The organism is Vibrio sp. C8 (assembly GCF_054051265.1).
In genome coordinates, this window is record NZ_JBPAOE010000013.1 from 1 (window position 1) to 16,401 (window position 16,401).

Annotated in this window: 9 protein-coding genes and 1 riboswitch; of the genes, 3 read left to right on the plus strand and 6 right to left on the minus strand. The window is 43.7% G+C overall.

Annotation, left to right across the window (positions count from 1 at the left end; translation table 11 throughout):
* Nucleotides 1-671 precede the first annotated feature (671 nt).
* On the minus strand, nucleotides 672-2,003 hold the full coding sequence (locus tag ACRQQK_RS09480; protein WP_457511162.1) for a cation:proton antiporter: 1,332 nt from the start codon (nucleotides 2,001-2,003) through the stop codon (nucleotides 672-674).
* 196 nt (nucleotides 2,004-2,199) lie between these two features.
* Here ACRQQK_RS09480 and metH point away from each other — a divergent pair, with 196 nt between their 5' ends.
* On the plus strand, nucleotides 2,200-5,880 hold the full coding sequence (gene metH / locus ACRQQK_RS09485) for a methionine synthase (protein ID WP_457511163.1): 3,681 nt from the start codon (nucleotides 2,200-2,202) through the stop codon (nucleotides 5,878-5,880).
* Nucleotides 5,881-5,949: 69 nt separating this feature from the next.
* Here the strand turns inward: metH and lysC are convergent, their stop codons facing one another.
* Nucleotides 5,950-7,302, minus strand: a complete 1,353-nt coding sequence (gene lysC / locus ACRQQK_RS09490; RefSeq protein ID WP_042489367.1) for a lysine-sensitive aspartokinase 3 — start codon at nucleotides 7,300-7,302, stop codon at nucleotides 5,950-5,952.
* 117 nt (nucleotides 7,303-7,419) lie between these two features.
* Nucleotides 7,420-7,597: riboswitch (Lysine riboswitch) on the minus strand.
* A gap of 267 nt (nucleotides 7,598-7,864) precedes the next feature.
* On the opposite strand from lysC, the gene ACRQQK_RS09495 reads away from it, so the two are divergent.
* Nucleotides 7,865-8,986 (plus strand): pyridoxal-phosphate-dependent aminotransferase family protein, encoded by a 1,122-nt coding sequence (locus ACRQQK_RS09495; protein ID WP_457511164.1) that lies wholly within the window; start codon nucleotides 7,865-7,867, stop codon nucleotides 8,984-8,986.
* A 43-nt stretch (nucleotides 8,987-9,029) separates the two neighbouring features.
* Here the strand turns inward: ACRQQK_RS09495 and ACRQQK_RS09500 are convergent, their stop codons facing one another.
* The 4 genes from ACRQQK_RS09500 to ACRQQK_RS09515 all read right to left on the minus strand — a co-directional run bounded on the left by ACRQQK_RS09500 (nucleotide 9,030) and on the right by ACRQQK_RS09515 (nucleotide 15,540).
* Nucleotides 9,030-10,796 carry a PglL family O-oligosaccharyltransferase gene (locus tag ACRQQK_RS09500; protein ID WP_457511165.1) on the minus strand — a complete coding sequence of 589 codons (1,767 nt, stop codon included), beginning with the start codon at nucleotides 10,794-10,796 and terminating at the stop codon, nucleotides 9,030-9,032.
* 104 nt (nucleotides 10,797-10,900) lie between these two features.
* Nucleotides 10,901-13,723 carry an excinuclease ABC subunit UvrA gene (gene uvrA, locus ACRQQK_RS09505; RefSeq protein WP_457511166.1) on the minus strand — a complete coding sequence of 941 codons (2,823 nt, stop codon included), beginning with the start codon at nucleotides 13,721-13,723 and terminating at the stop codon, nucleotides 10,901-10,903.
* 153 nt (nucleotides 13,724-13,876) lie between these two features.
* Entirely contained in the window at nucleotides 13,877-14,746 is an 870-nt protein-coding gene (gene galU, locus ACRQQK_RS09510) for a UTP--glucose-1-phosphate uridylyltransferase GalU (RefSeq protein ID WP_042489356.1), read from the minus strand.
* A 146-nt stretch (nucleotides 14,747-14,892) separates the two neighbouring features.
* Complete coding sequence (locus ACRQQK_RS09515) at nucleotides 14,893-15,540, minus strand: LuxR C-terminal-related transcriptional regulator (RefSeq protein ID WP_457511167.1); 648 nt, start codon at nucleotides 15,538-15,540, stop codon at nucleotides 14,893-14,895.
* Nucleotides 15,541-15,831: 291 nt separating this feature from the next.
* Here ACRQQK_RS09515 and ACRQQK_RS09520 point away from each other — a divergent pair, with 291 nt between their 5' ends.
* Nucleotides 15,832-16,368: a single-stranded DNA-binding protein gene (locus ACRQQK_RS09520; RefSeq protein WP_457511168.1), complete on the plus strand. Its 537-nt coding sequence runs from the start codon at nucleotides 15,832-15,834 to the stop codon at nucleotides 16,366-16,368.
* Nucleotides 16,369-16,401: the final 33 nt, after the last annotated feature.

Below are 16,401 nucleotides of genomic sequence, written 5' to 3' on the forward strand. Positions count from 1 at the left end.
GGGTCGCGGGTTCGAGTCCCGTCCGCTCCGCCACTATTTGAAGCCTCAGTCGAAAGACTGGGGCTTTTTTACGTCTGAAGAAAAGTGACCGATGCAAAGCGGAAATTCAGTGGGTTACTCTTGGTTTAAGAGTAAGCCGGCCTGTCACGGCGGTGGAACGCTAAGTAAGGTACTAATGAATTCCGTCCGTTCCGCTACTATTTGAGGTCTTGTCATAAATAGCAGATTTCAGAAACACATGAATCATACAGGTTTTTAGTACCTTGGGTTCTACCGTTTGTTTAATAAAAAGAAACTATTCATAAGTAACTAGTCTTTTAACTTTTAATACATGACCTCTCCTGAGCCAGAGTAGTTACTTTCCTACTTTTTCATTTCCTCTTCACTCACTCCACTCAACAACAATATTGAGCGATGCTAAAGCTTCGATACTTGAGTTGATGCTCGTTGATGGGGCTACATGTACCTTTGCTTATTGTTCTCTTTAAACAATGGTTTTATAAGAATATAGATCAACGGTATCACGTTCTTATGAGCAAGGAGATGAAAGGAGAACTAATGGTGGGGCTAAAGGAAGGAGGGCTAGGCAAATTGGCCATGCTTCTTTGGTGCATAACAAATGGCAAAAAAAAAGCAGCAACCTAGGTTGCTGCTTTCCTGAAGATTAATGCTTAGACATTCTGTTGTTGGCTTTCTTGTATATCGCTGTGTTGAGCATTCTCTTCTTCCATCTCTTTCTCTTTCAGTTTGGCTTTTTCAATCATCGGAGTGATTGTAGAACCTTGAATCAGAATAGAGAACACCACAACAGCGTAGGTCATTACCAGAATCAGCTCTTTAACGTCGATAAGCTTATCTGGGATGACCATCATTCCTGAAGGAATCGATAATGCCATCGCTAGAGCTAAGCCTCCGCGTAGTCCACCCCATGTTAAGATCTTTATCGACCAAGGGTTATATTTACGGTAACGCTTGAAGCCTATATATGAGACAAACACGCTAGAGTAACGGGCTGCCAGTACTAGTGGTACAGCAAAAGCCATTAGGATCCAGTCTTCTTCGTGGAATTTGAAAAGAAGCATCGACATACCAATCAAAAGGAATAAGACGCCGTTTAAGAACTCGTCCACCAACTCCCAGAAGTGATCGAGATGTTCTTCACTCTCTTTAGAGAAACCAATAAAGCGTGTCCAGTTACCAATCATGATGCCTGATACCACCATGGCTAATGGGCCTGACACGTGGATTACGTCTGCAAATACATAACCAGCGGTTGGTACACCTATAGTCAGTAAGAGTTCCATTGAGTGGTCGTTGGTTGCGCTAATCAAGTAGTGGAACAATAGTCCTAGTAGGAAACCATAAATGATGCCGCCAATCGCTTCTTGCGCAAATAATGCGACTACACTTCCTACTGTTGGCGCTTCTTTACCGAAAGCAACTGTAAAGATAGTTACGAATATTACTAAACCGAAGCCGTCGTTAAACAGCGACTCACCTTCGATTTGGGTTGAGATTCGCTTAGGAGCATTGAGCTTTTTCACGATAGCCAATACTGCTATTGGGTCGGTTGGTGAAATCAACGACCCAAACAATAAGCAGTAAACAAGATCTAAATGAATACCGATAAAGTAACAGAAGCCGTACAGGCCAAATCCAATGAAGAAGGTAGAGAACAGAGTCGCGCCTAGTGCGAGCACAGTAATCTCCCATTTTTGATCTTTTAAGTGAGGGAGTTTAATACCGAGGCCGCCAGCAAATAAAAGGAAGCCTAAAATCCCCTTTAGCAGAAAGCTTTCAAAATTTATGCTTGTGACTGTTTCCGTTGCGATTTGAGTGAGATGGAACCAGTCATTCTGACCAGCAATAAGGATTAATAATGAGAGCACCATAGAGCCAGCAGTAATGGCTATTGTGGTTTGCATTTTACCTATCTTACTGTTTAAAAAAGCAATCATCATTGCAGCAGCAGATAGAAAGCACAGAGTATAGTAGACCGACATTTTCTTCTTCAAATGTAACTAAATGTGAGCGAAATTGTCCTTTGATGATGAACAAATAGCAAACACTTTTTACCTATAGATTTATCAATTTTATAACGAACGCATTTGTGTCATTTAGATGTTTTAGACGTCTAGATTTCTAATCAATGTGTGATAGGATGTCGAACAAGCAATAAAGGAATAATGAGGCTGTACTGTGGGTAGTAATCTAAAGCGCCAGATCGAAGCGCAATTGAAGCAACGTATTATGTTGATTGATGGTGGCATGGGCACCATGATCCAAGAGCATAGATTGCAAGAGGAAGATTATCGTGGTGAACGTTTTGCCAATTGGCATTGTGATCTAAAAGGAAATAACGATCTCTTAGTTCTCACTCAGCCTCAGTTAATTAGAGGAATTCACTCTGCTTATTTGCAAGCAGGGGCTGACATCCTTGAAACCAATACCTTCAACGCGACGACGATTGCAATGGCCGATTACGACATGCAATCTTTGAGCGAAGAAATTAACTTTGCCGCAGCCAAATTGGCACGTGAAGTTGCAGATGAATGGACTGCAAAAACACCGGATAAACCACGTTATGTCGCAGGCGTATTAGGTCCTACTAACCGTACTTGTTCTATTTCTCCAGATGTAAACGATCCTGGTTACCGTAATGTCGAGTTTGATCAGCTAGTCACTGCTTACTCTGAATCAACACGCGCTTTAATTAGAGGTGGCAGTGATCTGATTTTGATCGAAACCATTTTCGATACTTTGAATGCGAAAGCATGTGCCTTTGCGGTTGATGCTGTGTTTGAAGAACTCGGTATCGAACTGCCTGTCATGATCTCAGGCACTATCACTGATGCATCAGGTCGAACTCTGTCCGGTCAAACTACAGAAGCATTCTATAACTCCTTGCGTCATGTTCGTCCAATTTCCTTTGGTTTGAACTGTGCTTTGGGCCCCGATGAGCTGCGTCAGTACGTCGAAGAGCTTTCTCGTATTTCAGAATGTTATGTGTCTGCACACCCGAATGCGGGATTACCAAATGCATTTGGTGAATATGACTTATCACCAGAAGATATGGCAGAGCACATTGGCGAATGGGCTCAAGCTGGATTTCTCAACCTAGTTGGCGGTTGTTGTGGTACTACCCCTGAGCATATCGCAGCAATGGCTAAAGTGGTTGCAGGGGTTGCTCCACGCGCTATTCCAAAGATCAACGTAGAGTGTCGATTGTCTGGTTTAGAGCCTCTTAGCATTGCTCCAGAAACATTATTCGTAAACGTTGGTGAGCGTACTAACGTTACGGGTTCAGCTCGCTTCAAACGTCTTATTAAAGAAGAACTCTATGATGAGGCTTTAGATGTTGCTCGCGAGCAAGTCGAGAACGGCGCACAGATCATTGATATCAACATGGATGAAGGCATGTTGGATGCGATGGCGTGTATGGAACGATTCCTTAAGTTGTGTGCATCAGAGCCTGAAATCTCGAAAGTGCCAATTATGGTGGACTCCTCGAAATGGGAAGTGATTGAAGCGGGCCTTAAATGTATTCAAGGTAAAGGTATCGTCAACTCAATTTCTCTAAAAGAAGGCGAAGAGAAATTTATTCATCAGGCGAAACTGATTCGTCGTTATGGCGCAGCCGTTATCGTTATGGCGTTTGATGAAGTAGGGCAAGCAGATACTCGTGAACGTAAGATCGAAATCTGTCGTCGCGCCTATCATATTCTTGTCGACCAAGTGGGTTTTCCTGCGGAAGATATTATTTTCGACCCGAACATCTTTGCCGTCGCAACCGGTATTGATGAACACAACAACTATGCTCTCGATTTCATCAACGCCGTTGCAGATATCAAACGCGAGCTTCCACATGCAATGATTTCTGGTGGTGTGTCTAACGTCTCTTTCTCTTTCCGCGGTAACAACTACGTACGTGAAGCGATTCATGCGGTGTTCCTATACCACTGTTTTAAGAATGGTATGGACATGGGCATCGTAAACGCAGGTCAGTTAGAGATATACGACAACGTGCCAGATAAACTGCGTAATGCGGTTGAAGATGTCATTTTGAACCGCGACGACGGCGCCACTGAGCGTCTGTTGGACATCGCTGAAGAGTACCGAGAGAACGCCGTTGGCAAAGAGGAAGATGCCTCTTTACTGGAATGGCGTACTTGGCCAGTTGAAAAGCGTTTAGAGCACGCACTTGTTAAAGGTATTACCGAATTTATCGTTGAAGATACTGAAGAAGCTAGGGCTAAAGCGACCAAGCCTCTTGAAGTAATCGAAGGTCCATTAATGGACGGTATGAATGTAGTCGGTGACTTGTTTGGTGAAGGGAAAATGTTCCTGCCGCAGGTGGTGAAATCTGCCCGAGTGATGAAGCAGGCTGTTGCGTACCTAGAGCCCTACATCAATGCGCTGAAACAAGCTGGGTCGACAAACGGTAAGATCCTATTAGCAACCGTGAAAGGTGATGTTCACGATATCGGTAAGAATATCGTTGGTGTTGTACTGCAATGTAACAACTATGAAATCATCGACCTTGGCGTAATGGTGCCGTGCGAGACAATTCTGAAAGTGGCTCGCGAGAAGAATGTCGACATTATCGGTCTGTCAGGTTTGATTACGCCGTCTTTGGACGAAATGGTTCACGTAGCGAAAGAGATGGAGCGCCAAGGATTTGAGTTACCACTACTGATTGGTGGCGCAACCACATCAAAGGCGCATACGGCTGTTAAGATTGAGCAGAACTATCATCAACCCGTGGTATATGTAAACAATGCGTCACGCGCGGTAGGCGTATGTTCAGCACTACTTTCTGATGAGCGTCGTCCCGAGTTTGTTGAACGTCTGAATCTTGATTACGAAAGAACGCGTGAACAGCACGCTCGTAAAAAACCGAAGAGTCGACCTGTGACTTTAGAGCAAGCCCGAGCAAACAAAGCTGCAATAGATTGGCAGGTATACACACCACCGGCACCAGTTAAACCGGGTATTCATGTGTTTAAAGATTTTGATGTTTCTGTCTTACGTCAGTACATCGATTGGACGCCATTTTTTATGACTTGGTCTCTGTCTGGAAAATATCCTGCAATTCTTGACCATGAGTTGGTCGGGGAAGAGGCTCGTAAGCTTTTCAAAGATGCGAATGATTGGCTTGACCGTATCGAAAGCGAAGGGCTTATGAAGGCGAACGGTATTTGTGGTCTGTTCCCAGCGGCAAGTGTGGATGACGACATTGAAGTGTATGCGGATGAATCACGGCAACAAGTGATTAAAGTGCTGCATAACCTGCGTCAGCAAACCGAGAAGCCAAAAGGTGCTAACTACTGCTTGTCCGATTTTGTGGCGTCTAAGCATAGTGGCAAACAAGACTGGGTAGGTATGTTCGCTGTGACGGGTGGTATTGGCGAGCGTGAACTGGCTGACGACTTCAAAGCTCAAGGCGATGATTACAACGCGATCATGGTTCAAGCGGTTGCTGACCGTTTGGCAGAAGCGTTTGCTGAATATCTGCATATGAAAGTGCGTACTGAGATTTGGGGTTATGCTCCTGATGAAAATCTAAGTAATGAAGATTTGATTCGCGAGAAATATCAGGGTATTCGCCCAGCACCGGGTTATGCGGCTTGTCCTGAACATACGGAAAAAGGCGCGATTTGGGAGCTATTAGGTGTTCAAGAGAAGATTGGTATGGAACTAACAACCAGTTACGCCATGATGCCGGGAGCATCTGTTTCTGGCTGGTATTTCTCACATCCTGATTCTCGTTACTTTGCCGTTGCTCAGATTCAAGATGATCAAGTTCAGAGTTACTCACAGCGTAAAGGATGGGACATCCTTGAAGCTGAAAAATGGTTGGGTCCTAACATTAACGGTTAGGATTATCGAGCATAGAAACGAAAAAGGTCACCGTTTGGTGACCTTTGTTTTATGTGATGAGTTATCTGATTATCGGTTCTCGAACAGATCCAAATGCAGCTTCTGAATCACGGCTTTAGATTCAGGAGCATCGACGAGGAAGCAAAGGTTGTGGTCGCTTGCTCCGTAGCAGATCATACGCAAGTTAAAATCACCTAAGGTGCTGAACACTTCTTTCGCATAGCCTTTGGTTTCCATATGGTTACCAATCAATGCTACTAGGCAAAGGTTATGCTCAACTTCTACAGTACAAAGCTCTTGTAATTCTTCTCTTGCTTCTTGTGGCAGCTCAGGCGCACCGCCTGATGTGTCCGTTTTATCCAGCGTCAGCGACACACTGATCTCTGAAGTGGTGATAAGATCTACCGAGATTTTGTATTTCGCCAAAACTTCGAATACTTTCGCCAAGAAACCATACGCATGGAACATCTTCGCACTGCGTAACGTCACCATAGTTTGATTGCAGCGTAGTGCTAGCGCTCGGAACTGTGGTGAGTTCTCGACTTGTTGACGAATCCAGGTGCCACCTTTTTCTGGTTCTTTTGAAGAACCGACAAAAACAGGGATTTCATGACGCAGTGCAGGAACCAGTGTTGAAGGGTGGAGAATCTTCGCACCAAAGTTCGCCATTTCAGAGGCTTCACTAAAGCTGATCTCTGGAATTGGAGCGGCTTTAGGTGCAATGCGAGGATCGGTTGTGTAGATCCCCGGAACATCCGTCCAAATCTCTAAACCGGAAGCTTTTACCGATTCAGCAATTAGAGCAGCCGAGTAATCACTGCCGCCACGGCCAAGTGTTGTGGTATTGCCTTGTTCATCGGAACCGATAAATCCTTGAGTAACAACCACATATTCCGCACAAAGTGGGGCCAATTTTTCTTGAGCCAGTTTCGCGATCTCTTCGATTTGTGGTTCGGCTCGGCCGTAATGGCTGTCTGTCCTTAGTACTTCACGAATATCAAAGCGAACGGCATTAACACCGCGCTCACGCATTAACTGGGTCAAGATATAGGTTGACATCAGTTCGCCGCAAGCGACTAAATGATCTGTTAGCTTTTTGCTGGACTGAAATGATGCAGCTTCGGCAGCGCTAGCGATGCTATCTAGCATCGAATGAACTTCTTTTTCTACTTGGGTCGGTTCAGACAATTGGTCGATAATCGAATCATGAATATCAGCCAACTGTTTCATGATGCTTAATCTTTGATCTGCATCCTGAACGCCATTAGCAAGTTCAACAAGTAAGTTCGTTACGCCAGAGCAAGCACTGCTGACGACTAATCGTGTTTGTGGGTTATTTTCGATAATTGCAGAGCAACGGCTCATTGCTTCAAAATTTGCAACACTTGTTCCACCAAACTTGGCGACATTAAATGCGCTCACTACATTTCTCCCGGACTTCCTAGAAATAAAAAAGGTTGGTAATCCAACTTCCAATGTTTTGAAGAGAGTTTCTTAGAGCAAAATAGAGGGGAGTAACAACAGGCAGGTTGTATAAAATTCCTCAGAAGCTCTTCATCAGCATAGCACCGATGACAGTTGAAGGGATTCAACCCTGACAACCGATAAATCAAATCCACAACTTTGATTTATCTCGGCACTGCTCCCCCTGAATGTTTTGTTTTGGAGTTGAGGCTCCACAAAACATCTGCCTGGGCAGTGCTCCTCTTCTGTTATCCCTTCCTGCTTAGTGTTGTATCTGTGCGGCTACGATTTGTGCTCAAATCAGCTCACGCATACAACCCTAATGAGTAAGGGATAATTAGCTCACTCATTGAACGGCTTTGTGAAACTGTTGTCAATTGTAAATTTGTGATAAATGAAAATAAATGTGTCGAAATTGTCAGCCAGCATAGACCTCTGTCGAATTGCCGTCGTCTTGATTCTGCCGTACTCTACATTTTCGTCCGTGAAAGCTTATTACTACTAATAACTGGGAGCACCTATGACTATACAAAGCTTCATCCCTCCGCATCGAATTCTTATGGGGCCTGGTCCCTCGGATATCTCTCCTCAAGTATTACAAGCTCTAAGCCGTCCAACGGTTGGCCATTTAGACCCGCTGTTTGTCGCTATGATGGATGAGCTAAAGGTGCTACTTAAATATGCTTTCCAGACTGAAAACGAGTTTACCATCGCAGTATCTGCACCAGGTAGCGCTGGCATGGAGGCGTGTTTCGTCAATTTGGTTGAGCCCGGCGATAAAGTAATTGTTTGCCGCAATGGTGTCTTTGGCGAGCGTATGCGTGAAAACGTAGTCCGTTGTGGCGGAATTGCTATCACGGTCGATGATGATTGGGGCACGCCAGTATCTGTCAGCAAAGTAGAGCAAACCATCAGGCAACATCCCGATGCAAAAATTCTTGCTTTCGTCCATGCTGAAACATCAACAGGGGCTTTGAGTGACGCTCAAACACTTGGCGCTTTGGCTAAGCAAAATAATATGCTGACGATTGTTGATGCCGTGACTTCATTAGGTGGCGTTCCACTGCTGGTGGATGAATGGCAATTGGATGCGGTTTATTCTGGAAGTCAGAAGTGCCTTTCTTGTGTGCCGGGATTATCACCTTTGACTCTGTCAGCAAAAGCGATCGATAAGATCCAAGCGAGAAAGACGCCGATCCAAAGTTGGTTTTTAGATCAGAGTTTAGTGTTGGGGTATTGGGGAGGCGGTAATAAACGCAGCTATCATCATACTGGCCCCGTGAACAGTTTATACGCACTGCACGAAGCATTGTTGATTTTGAAAAATGAAGGGTTGGAGAATGCTTGGTCTCGTCATCAAGCTATGCATGAAAAACTCAAGCTTGGTTTAGAACAAATGGGTTTCAAATTTGTGGTGGAAGAAGGATATCGCCTACCTCAACTGAATGCGGTTTATATTCCAGAGGGTGTTGATGACGCTAAAGTTCGTAGCCATCTTCTCAATGAATACAATTTGGAAATTGGTGCAGGGCTCGGAGCTCTAGCTGGTAAGGCGTGGCGTATTGGTGTTATGGGTTATGGTGCCCGTTCTGAAAATATCGCTTTGTGTCTCAGAGCGCTGGAAGAATCTCTGAATCAATAAAGTTTCGATTAATAAAGAAAGGTGGCGAAAGCCACCTTTCTTTTTATTCTAAATCGGTCTCTGTTTGTTCCGAGTTATCGATTAAGCCTCGGTATTGAATATGGCTAAAATCTAATTCGGGAAACAGGAATGCGGCCTCAGTTCTGGTTTGTTCCGCTCGGCTGGTATCGCCAATCGCCTGATAAGCCATGATCAACTTTTCATACAATCCCGGTCTTGGTTTGCTTTGAATAATCTTCAAAGACCAGTCGATATAAGGTTGGATGTATTCGTATTTCCTCTCGTTTAACCCTAGATCTAAATAAGTGCTATACATCTCCCAATCTAATCTGTCTTTGATGAGTACTGGATTGACGACTTTATTTAATATATCCAGTTGTTTTGGGTTCGATGTTTCAAATTTAGTCAGGTAGAAATTGGTATGTAGCACACTCACGATATAAAAACAGGTGACGATTGGTAGAATTAAACTGGTGATTCGTAATAGTGTTCTGCTGAGTTTGCTAAAACGAAACACACGATATTTCGCTACGCGCTGGTCAATCCAGAACAGCAATATCATAAACGTTAACCAATGAATGCTCGACTGGTAGAAAGGCGCATCAACTAGGCTGTGAATGACGATTGGCAGTAACAAAGCGAACATTGCCAATCGGGTACCTTTCTTCGCTGAGTATATCCGAATCAGTACAAAGCTCGCCGCTAAAGCTATTCCTAATACGGGTAATAATCCGCCTTCAATCCCCCAAAATAGAAACTCATTATGAGGATGTTCCATTGATGGAATTCCTACTTTGTAGTTTGGATTGAGCTGGTGTTGTCTAGCGGTATACAGGATATAACTCGACTCAAACTTGCCGTAACCATAGCCTGTAAATGGTTTTTCAACCAGCATATCAATGGCTTGAGGAAGAACGCTGCTATAAGGAACGGATGAAAGGTAAGGCTCTACAACGTGCTCTTGATTGTGTTGTAAATACAGCGTGCCTAAGCCAATGATTAATCCGCAAACAGTGGCCAAAACCCAGTTTATAAAACGCTGGTGAGGTGAAAAACGATACAGATAAGGAAGAATAAGTAACACACCTAATGCAGCAGATATCCATCCAACCAGAGAATGCAAAACGATTACTAGCGGTGTTGAGATGACTGGTGTGATGTAAAGTAAGCTCACTTCACTGAGTTTTTTATTGTATTTTTTCGGTTGGCGAGCCAATAAGTATCCAGAAAGCACAAGGCCGGTAGCAAGGAAACTGGCCATGGCATCAGGGTGTTGAAAGATACCGTAAGGCAGGTTTTTTACCGTATCATAGTTAAAGATATTTCCAGCGTGTAAAACGCAGTATTGATAAACGCCAAATAGTGCTTCAATGAGGCTAGCAAAGACAATGAACAGAAGTAATTTCTGCTTGTTTTTATTACTGAAATGAAATTGTTGTAGTACTAAGAAAAGTGAAAATCCAGCCCATAAACCAATGATTCTGGTTAGTTCGCTGTACCACTGTGCGTTAGCAAAAAACAGCGGAAGCGTCATGATCACACAGCAAACCCAAAGACCGATAGTCAGTTTGGAATATCTCAAACGTTGGTAGTTACTCATTTGATATAAGCCAAGAGCTAAGGGAATACTGATCGCAAGCCAAGTCGTTGCATTGAAGGGGAGCAACAACCCATCCCCACCTAAATTTGGCATAAAAACATGCATTGCTATGAGATAAACAAAGCCAACCGTTATCAGGAACGGTTTGTTTTTAGGCACACTCGGTGCTTGTGGTTCAAGTTGTGTTCCGCTTAACAGCAAGGTTGCCATAGGGGGTCAATGTCCTTTGCGAAGAAAGCTGCTTTATTGGAGCAGATAAATTAGGGCTGATTGGCCCTAATTTACCGTTTTTTTTCAGTTTCTACAGATCTTTTCTATTTCAACATCGGTTTTAAGAAACGAGCGGTATGGGAAACTTTGCTTTTCGCCACATCTTCAGGTGTACCTTGTGCAATAATTTCACCACCGCCTTGTCCCCCTTCAGGGCCCAGATCAACTATCCAGTCAGCGGTTTTAATTACATCAAGATTGTGCTCAATAACGACAACTGTGTTTCCGTGATCACGCAGGCGGTGCAATACATTGAGCAGTTGTTGAATATCATGGAAATGCAAACCTGTGGTGGGCTCATCTAAAATATAAAGTGTTTTACCCGTATCTCGTTTGGACAGTTCACGTGAGAGTTTGACGCGTTGAGCCTCACCACCAGACAATGTCGTAGCAGACTGACCGAGGCGGATGTACGACAAACCTACGTCCATTAGCGTTTGCAGTTTACGAGCTATCACAGGTACAGGTTCAAAGAATTCATGAGCGTCTTCAACTGTCATGTTAAGGACTTCATCGATCGTTTTGCCTTTGTAACGAACTTCTAATGTTTCGCGGTTGTAGCGTTTTCCTTTACACACATCACAAGGGACGTACACATCGGGTAAGAAGTGCATTTCAACTTTGATTACCCCATCGCCCTGACACGCTTCACAGCGACCACCTCGGACGTTAAAACTAAAGCGTCCTGGCTTGTAACCGCGTGAACGAGATTCTTGCGTGCCTGAAAACAGCTCACGAATCGGAGTGAAAATACCAGTATAGGTCGCAGGATTTGAGCGAGGTGTACGGCCTATTGGGCTCTGGTCAATATCGATAACTTTATCGAAATTCTCTAATCCTTTTATCGATTTGTATGGTGCGGGTGTTGATGTGGTTGCACCGTTTAATGCGATATGCGCGATATTAAAGAAGGTATCGTTGATCAGTGTTGATTTACCTGAACCGGAAACCCCTGTTACACAAGTAAATAATCCGACTGGGATAGAAAGATTGACATCTTTTAGGTTGTTGCCAGATGCCCCAAGAAGCTCAACTGTTTTCTTCGCGTCTTTTGGTGTTCTCTGTTTAGGTATTTCAATCTCTTTCACACCACTTAGGTATTGGCCTGTAAGGGAGTTAGGGTTGTTGATAATATCTGTGACGTTACCTTCAGCTACAACGTTACCACCATGTACACCAGCTCCCGGGCCAATATCAATCACATGATCAGCCATGCGAATGGCATCCTCATCATGCTCAACCACAAGAACGGTATTCCCCAAATCGCGCAGATGTTCTAGGGTTTTAAGTAATCTTTCGTTATCTCGCTGGTGGAGACCGATGGATGGTTCATCGAGAACATACATCACACCAACCAGCCCCGCACCTATTTGGCTTGCTAAGCGGATTCGCTGTGCTTCGCCACCTGAGAGAGTTTCTGCACTGCGTGATAAGTTTAAATAGTTCAGACCGACATTGACCAAAAACTGCAAACGATCATTCACTTCTTTCATGATCTTTTCTGCAATTTGAGCTCGTTGACCTTCAAGCGACAGGGATTGGAAAAACTGCAGCGCATCAGCGATGCTGAGTTCTACAACTTGCGGTAGTGGCGTGTCGTTGACGAATACGTTGCGAGCTTCAAGGCGTAAACGTGTACCTTCACAATGGCTGCATGGTTTGTTAGAAATGTATTTCACTAACTCTTCACGAACTGAGTTGGATTCCGTATCACGATAGCGACGCTCGAGATTGTTCAGAATTCCTTCAAACGGATGACGCTTAACTCGGATGTCACCTCGGTCATTAATATAGTTAAATTCGATTTCGGTGCGACCAGAGCCATGAAGAATGATCTCTTGGATTTTCTTGCCTAGTTTGTTGAAAGGCGTTTGCAAATCAAAGTCGTAATGGGCAGCTAAAGAACTGAGCATTTGGAAGTAATAGTAGTTCTTTTGATCCCAACCGCGAATTGCGCCTTCAGCCAAACTCAACTTCTCATCCTGAATCACTCGGCTTGGGTCAAAATACTGTTGTACACCAAGACCATCACACGTTGGACATGCACCAGCCGGGTTGTTAAATGAGAACAAGCGAGGTTCAAGCTCTCGCATACTATAACCACAATGTGGGCAGGCAAAGTTGGCGGAGAATATTTGCTCTTCGCCTTCTTCATCCATTGGTGCAACCACAACGTTGCCGCCAGAGAGCTCAAGAGCTGTCTCAAATGATTCAGCTAAACGTTGTTGTAAGTCAGAACGCACTTTAAATCGGTCAACCACAACTTCAATCGTGTGCTTTTTATGCAGTTCAAGCGTCGGTGGATCGGACAAATCGCAGATCTCGCCATCAATTCGCGCACGAATAAAACCTTGTGCGGCCAAATTTTCCAACGTTTTAACGTGTTCACCTTTTCGCTCTTTAACGATAGGAGCAAGCAGCATCAATTTAGAGCCTTCAGGCAGCTCTAATACTTTGTCTACCATCTGGCTGATTGTTTGAGCGGCAAGTGGAACTTTATGCTCTGGGCAACGAGGTTCGCCGACACGAGCAAACAGCAATCGCAAATAATCGTAGATTTCGGTAATGGTACCCACTGTTGAACGCGGGTTATGAGATGTGGATTTTTGCTCAATAGAAATTGCTGGTGATAGACCTTCAATATGGTCTACGTCGGGCTTTTCCATCAAAGACAGGAACTGGCGAGCGTAGGCAGAGAGAGATTCAACATAACGTCTCTGACCTTCGGCATATAAAGTATCAAAGGCTAAAGATGATTTCCCTGAACCAGAAAGTCCGGTAATGACGATCAGCTTGTCACGGGGAATCGTGAGATTGATATTTTTCAGGTTATGGGTTCGAGCACCACGTACTTCAATTTTGTCCATTTGATTTGCTCTGTCTTTGGCTTCGTTAAAGGCTAAGTCGAGCAAGTATTACATAGAGTGAGAAATGTGCAAGAAATACTGGATATAAAAACAGTTGACCAATAAAAAAGAGCTGCTTGATTGCAGCTCTTTTGAAGATTACTGTCGAGAGTATTAGCTCTTCTGGGTAGAGTGTTTCGCCAATGCAACTTGCTGTTCGTTTTTCTTATATAAATTTTCAAAACAGTAGTTTGTCGCTTCGATATAACCTTCTACGCTACCACAATCAAAGCGCTTGCCTTTGAATTTATAGGCCAAAACGCAACCTGATTTTGCTTGTTTTAATAGCGCGTCAGTGATTTGGATTTCACCGCCTTTACCTGGCTCAGTTTGTTCGATTAACTCGAAAATATCAGGAGTCAGAATATAACGACCAATGATAGCCAGATTGCTTGGTGCTGTGCCCGGTTCTGGCTTTTCTACCATGTCATCCACGCGAAAAAGGTCGTCTTTGATCATTTCACCCGAGATCACACCATACTTGTGTGTTTCGTCTGCGGGAACTTCTTGTACTGCAACGATTGAACAGCGGAACTGGTTGTACAGTGCTACCATCTGTGCAAGAACACCTTTCTCTTCATTGACACAAAGGTCATCCGCTAAAACAACAGCAAAGGGTTCGTCACCCACTAACTCTCTACCAGTGAGGATCGCGTGTCCTAAGCCTTTCATTTCTCGTTGACGGATGAAAGTGAAGTTAGCGGTTTCGATGATGTCTCGGATATCAACCAGTAGGTCTTCTTTGTTCGTTCCTTGGATCTGATGCTCAAGCTCGTAGTTCATGTCAAAGTGATCCATGATCGAATGTTTACCTCGACCTGTCACAATACACATTCCGTTCATGCCAGCTTGAATCGCTTCCTCTACGCCATATTCAATCAGTGGTTTGTTTACCACAGGCATCATTTCTTTTGGCATTGATTTGGTTGCTGGTAAAAAGCGAGTACCGTAGCCAGCTGCCGGAAAGAGGCATTTTTTGATCATTTTTTAGCCCTGTTAAACTATCTGTTTTTGTTTTAAAACGGAGTTGTTATGTTTAAACATAGATTTAATGCAGACTTTAGCATGATACTTTCGTGAGATTCAGCACATTCTGTGTTATGAAAATGAAAATGTGCTGAAAGACGCATTTATGAAAGCAGATTTTGATTTGCCCAACTGATGGCTTGAACTCGGTTTTTCACCGAAAGCTTTTTAAATATCTGATACAAATGAGACTTCACCGTAAACTCGCTGATAAAAAGACTTTCAGCCATTTGCATATTTGACGCCCCCGTCTGTAAGCAACGCAAAATCTGAATTTCTCTTGCTGTGAGGTCAACCGAAGCTTGTGCGTGGTGAGCCTGAAAATGATATCGGTAATAATGTAGAAGCTGGCTTGAAGCATGACGTGGAAGCCAGTTTTGTCCGTTGATTATTTCTCCTAAGCCTTCACAGATACACTCAGGAGTATCATCCTGATAAAACAGCCCTTTTAAGTTACCAAAAGTGAGTAATTCTTCGGTATGCAGCCTCTTATCAACGTTAAACAGAATCGTTTCAAAGTGAGGACTGGTAATTTTTAACGCTTTTAAATTTTGTCTAATCAGATGATGTTCCTGATAGTTAATCAGCAAAATTTTGTGCTTATCTGTGTGATAATTTCGCAATAACTGCTCTGGGAGAATTTGAGGTATTGGCAAAGCGAGAAGTTCTAGAGATTTTTCCAATTGTTCAGGGACGCATGTGTCGTCCATGCAAATAAAATATATGGTTCTGGCATAGTTGTGTTTTGGCATGGATTATTCCTTAGTAGGATGCGGTGAAATGCGTCAACAATGCCTAAAATTAAAAAATAGAGCGAATTGGGATAGCGAGTTTGCGTGGGATTTCAATCGATTGAGTAAATGAGTTATATATCAAATTGCAAATGGAAGATTTCCCCCGAAAATTAGAAGCTTAAAAATGAAAATGGAATGAGTTTTTGATAACAATTCGACCGGACATTTAAGCTCGAGAAAAAGCGTGTTATCCTAACTGACTATTTGAAATTTTTTCAAAAATTATACGATTTAAAGACGGAGCGAAACATGGCAAGCCGTGGCGTGAATAAAGTAATTTTGGTTGGCAACTTGGGTGGCGATCCTGAAGTTCGCTATATGCCAAGTGGCGGTGCTGTTGCGAACATCACCATTGCAACGTCAGAAACATGGCGTGATAAAGCAACAGGCGAACAGCGTGAGAAAACTGAGTGGCATAGAGTTGCTCTGTATGGAAAACTAGCTGAAGTGGCTGGTGAGTACCTGCGTAAAGGTTCTCAAGTGTACATTGAAGGTCAGTTGCAAACTCGTAAGTGGCAAGATCAAAGCGGTCAAGATCGTTACTCAACAGAAGTTGTTGTGCAAGGCTATAACGGCATCATGCAGATGCTTGGTGGTCGTCAACAGCAAGCGGGAGGAGCGAGCCAAGGTCAGCCTCAGCAACAAGGTGGATGGGGACAACCTCAACAGCCTGCGAGACAGAGCCAACCAACATATCAGCCAGCTGCTCAGCAAGCACCTCAACAAGCTCCTCAGCCTCAATACAATGAGCCGCCAATGGATTTTGACGACGACATCCCGTTTTAATTGTCTCGATTTTAAAAAAGCCGCAATTTTGTG

What these genes read in the sequence shown, in the direction of transcription:
- ACRQQK_RS09480 (WP_457511162.1), bottom strand. Translation starts at nt 2,003, where the DNA reads ATGTCGGTCTACTATACTCTGTGCTTTCTATCTGCTGCTGCAATGATG.
- ACRQQK_RS09495 (WP_457511164.1), top strand. Translation starts at nt 7,865, where the DNA reads ATGACTATACAAAGCTTCATCCCTCCGCATCGAATTCTTATGGGGCCT.
- ACRQQK_RS09500 (WP_457511165.1), bottom strand. Translation starts at nt 10,796, where the DNA reads ATGGCAACCTTGCTGTTAAGCGGAACACAACTTGAACCACAAGCACCG.
- uvrA (WP_457511166.1), bottom strand. Translation starts at nt 13,723, where the DNA reads ATGGACAAAATTGAAGTACGTGGTGCTCGAACCCATAACCTGAAAAAT.
- galU (WP_042489356.1), bottom strand. Translation starts at nt 14,746, where the DNA reads ATGATCAAAAAATGCCTCTTTCCGGCAGCTGGCTACGGTACTCGCTTT.
- ACRQQK_RS09515 (WP_457511167.1), bottom strand. Translation starts at nt 15,540, where the DNA reads ATGCCAAAACACAACTATGCCAGAACCATATATTTTATTTGCATGGAC.
- ACRQQK_RS09520 (WP_457511168.1), top strand. Translation starts at nt 15,832, where the DNA reads ATGGCAAGCCGTGGCGTGAATAAAGTAATTTTGGTTGGCAACTTGGGT.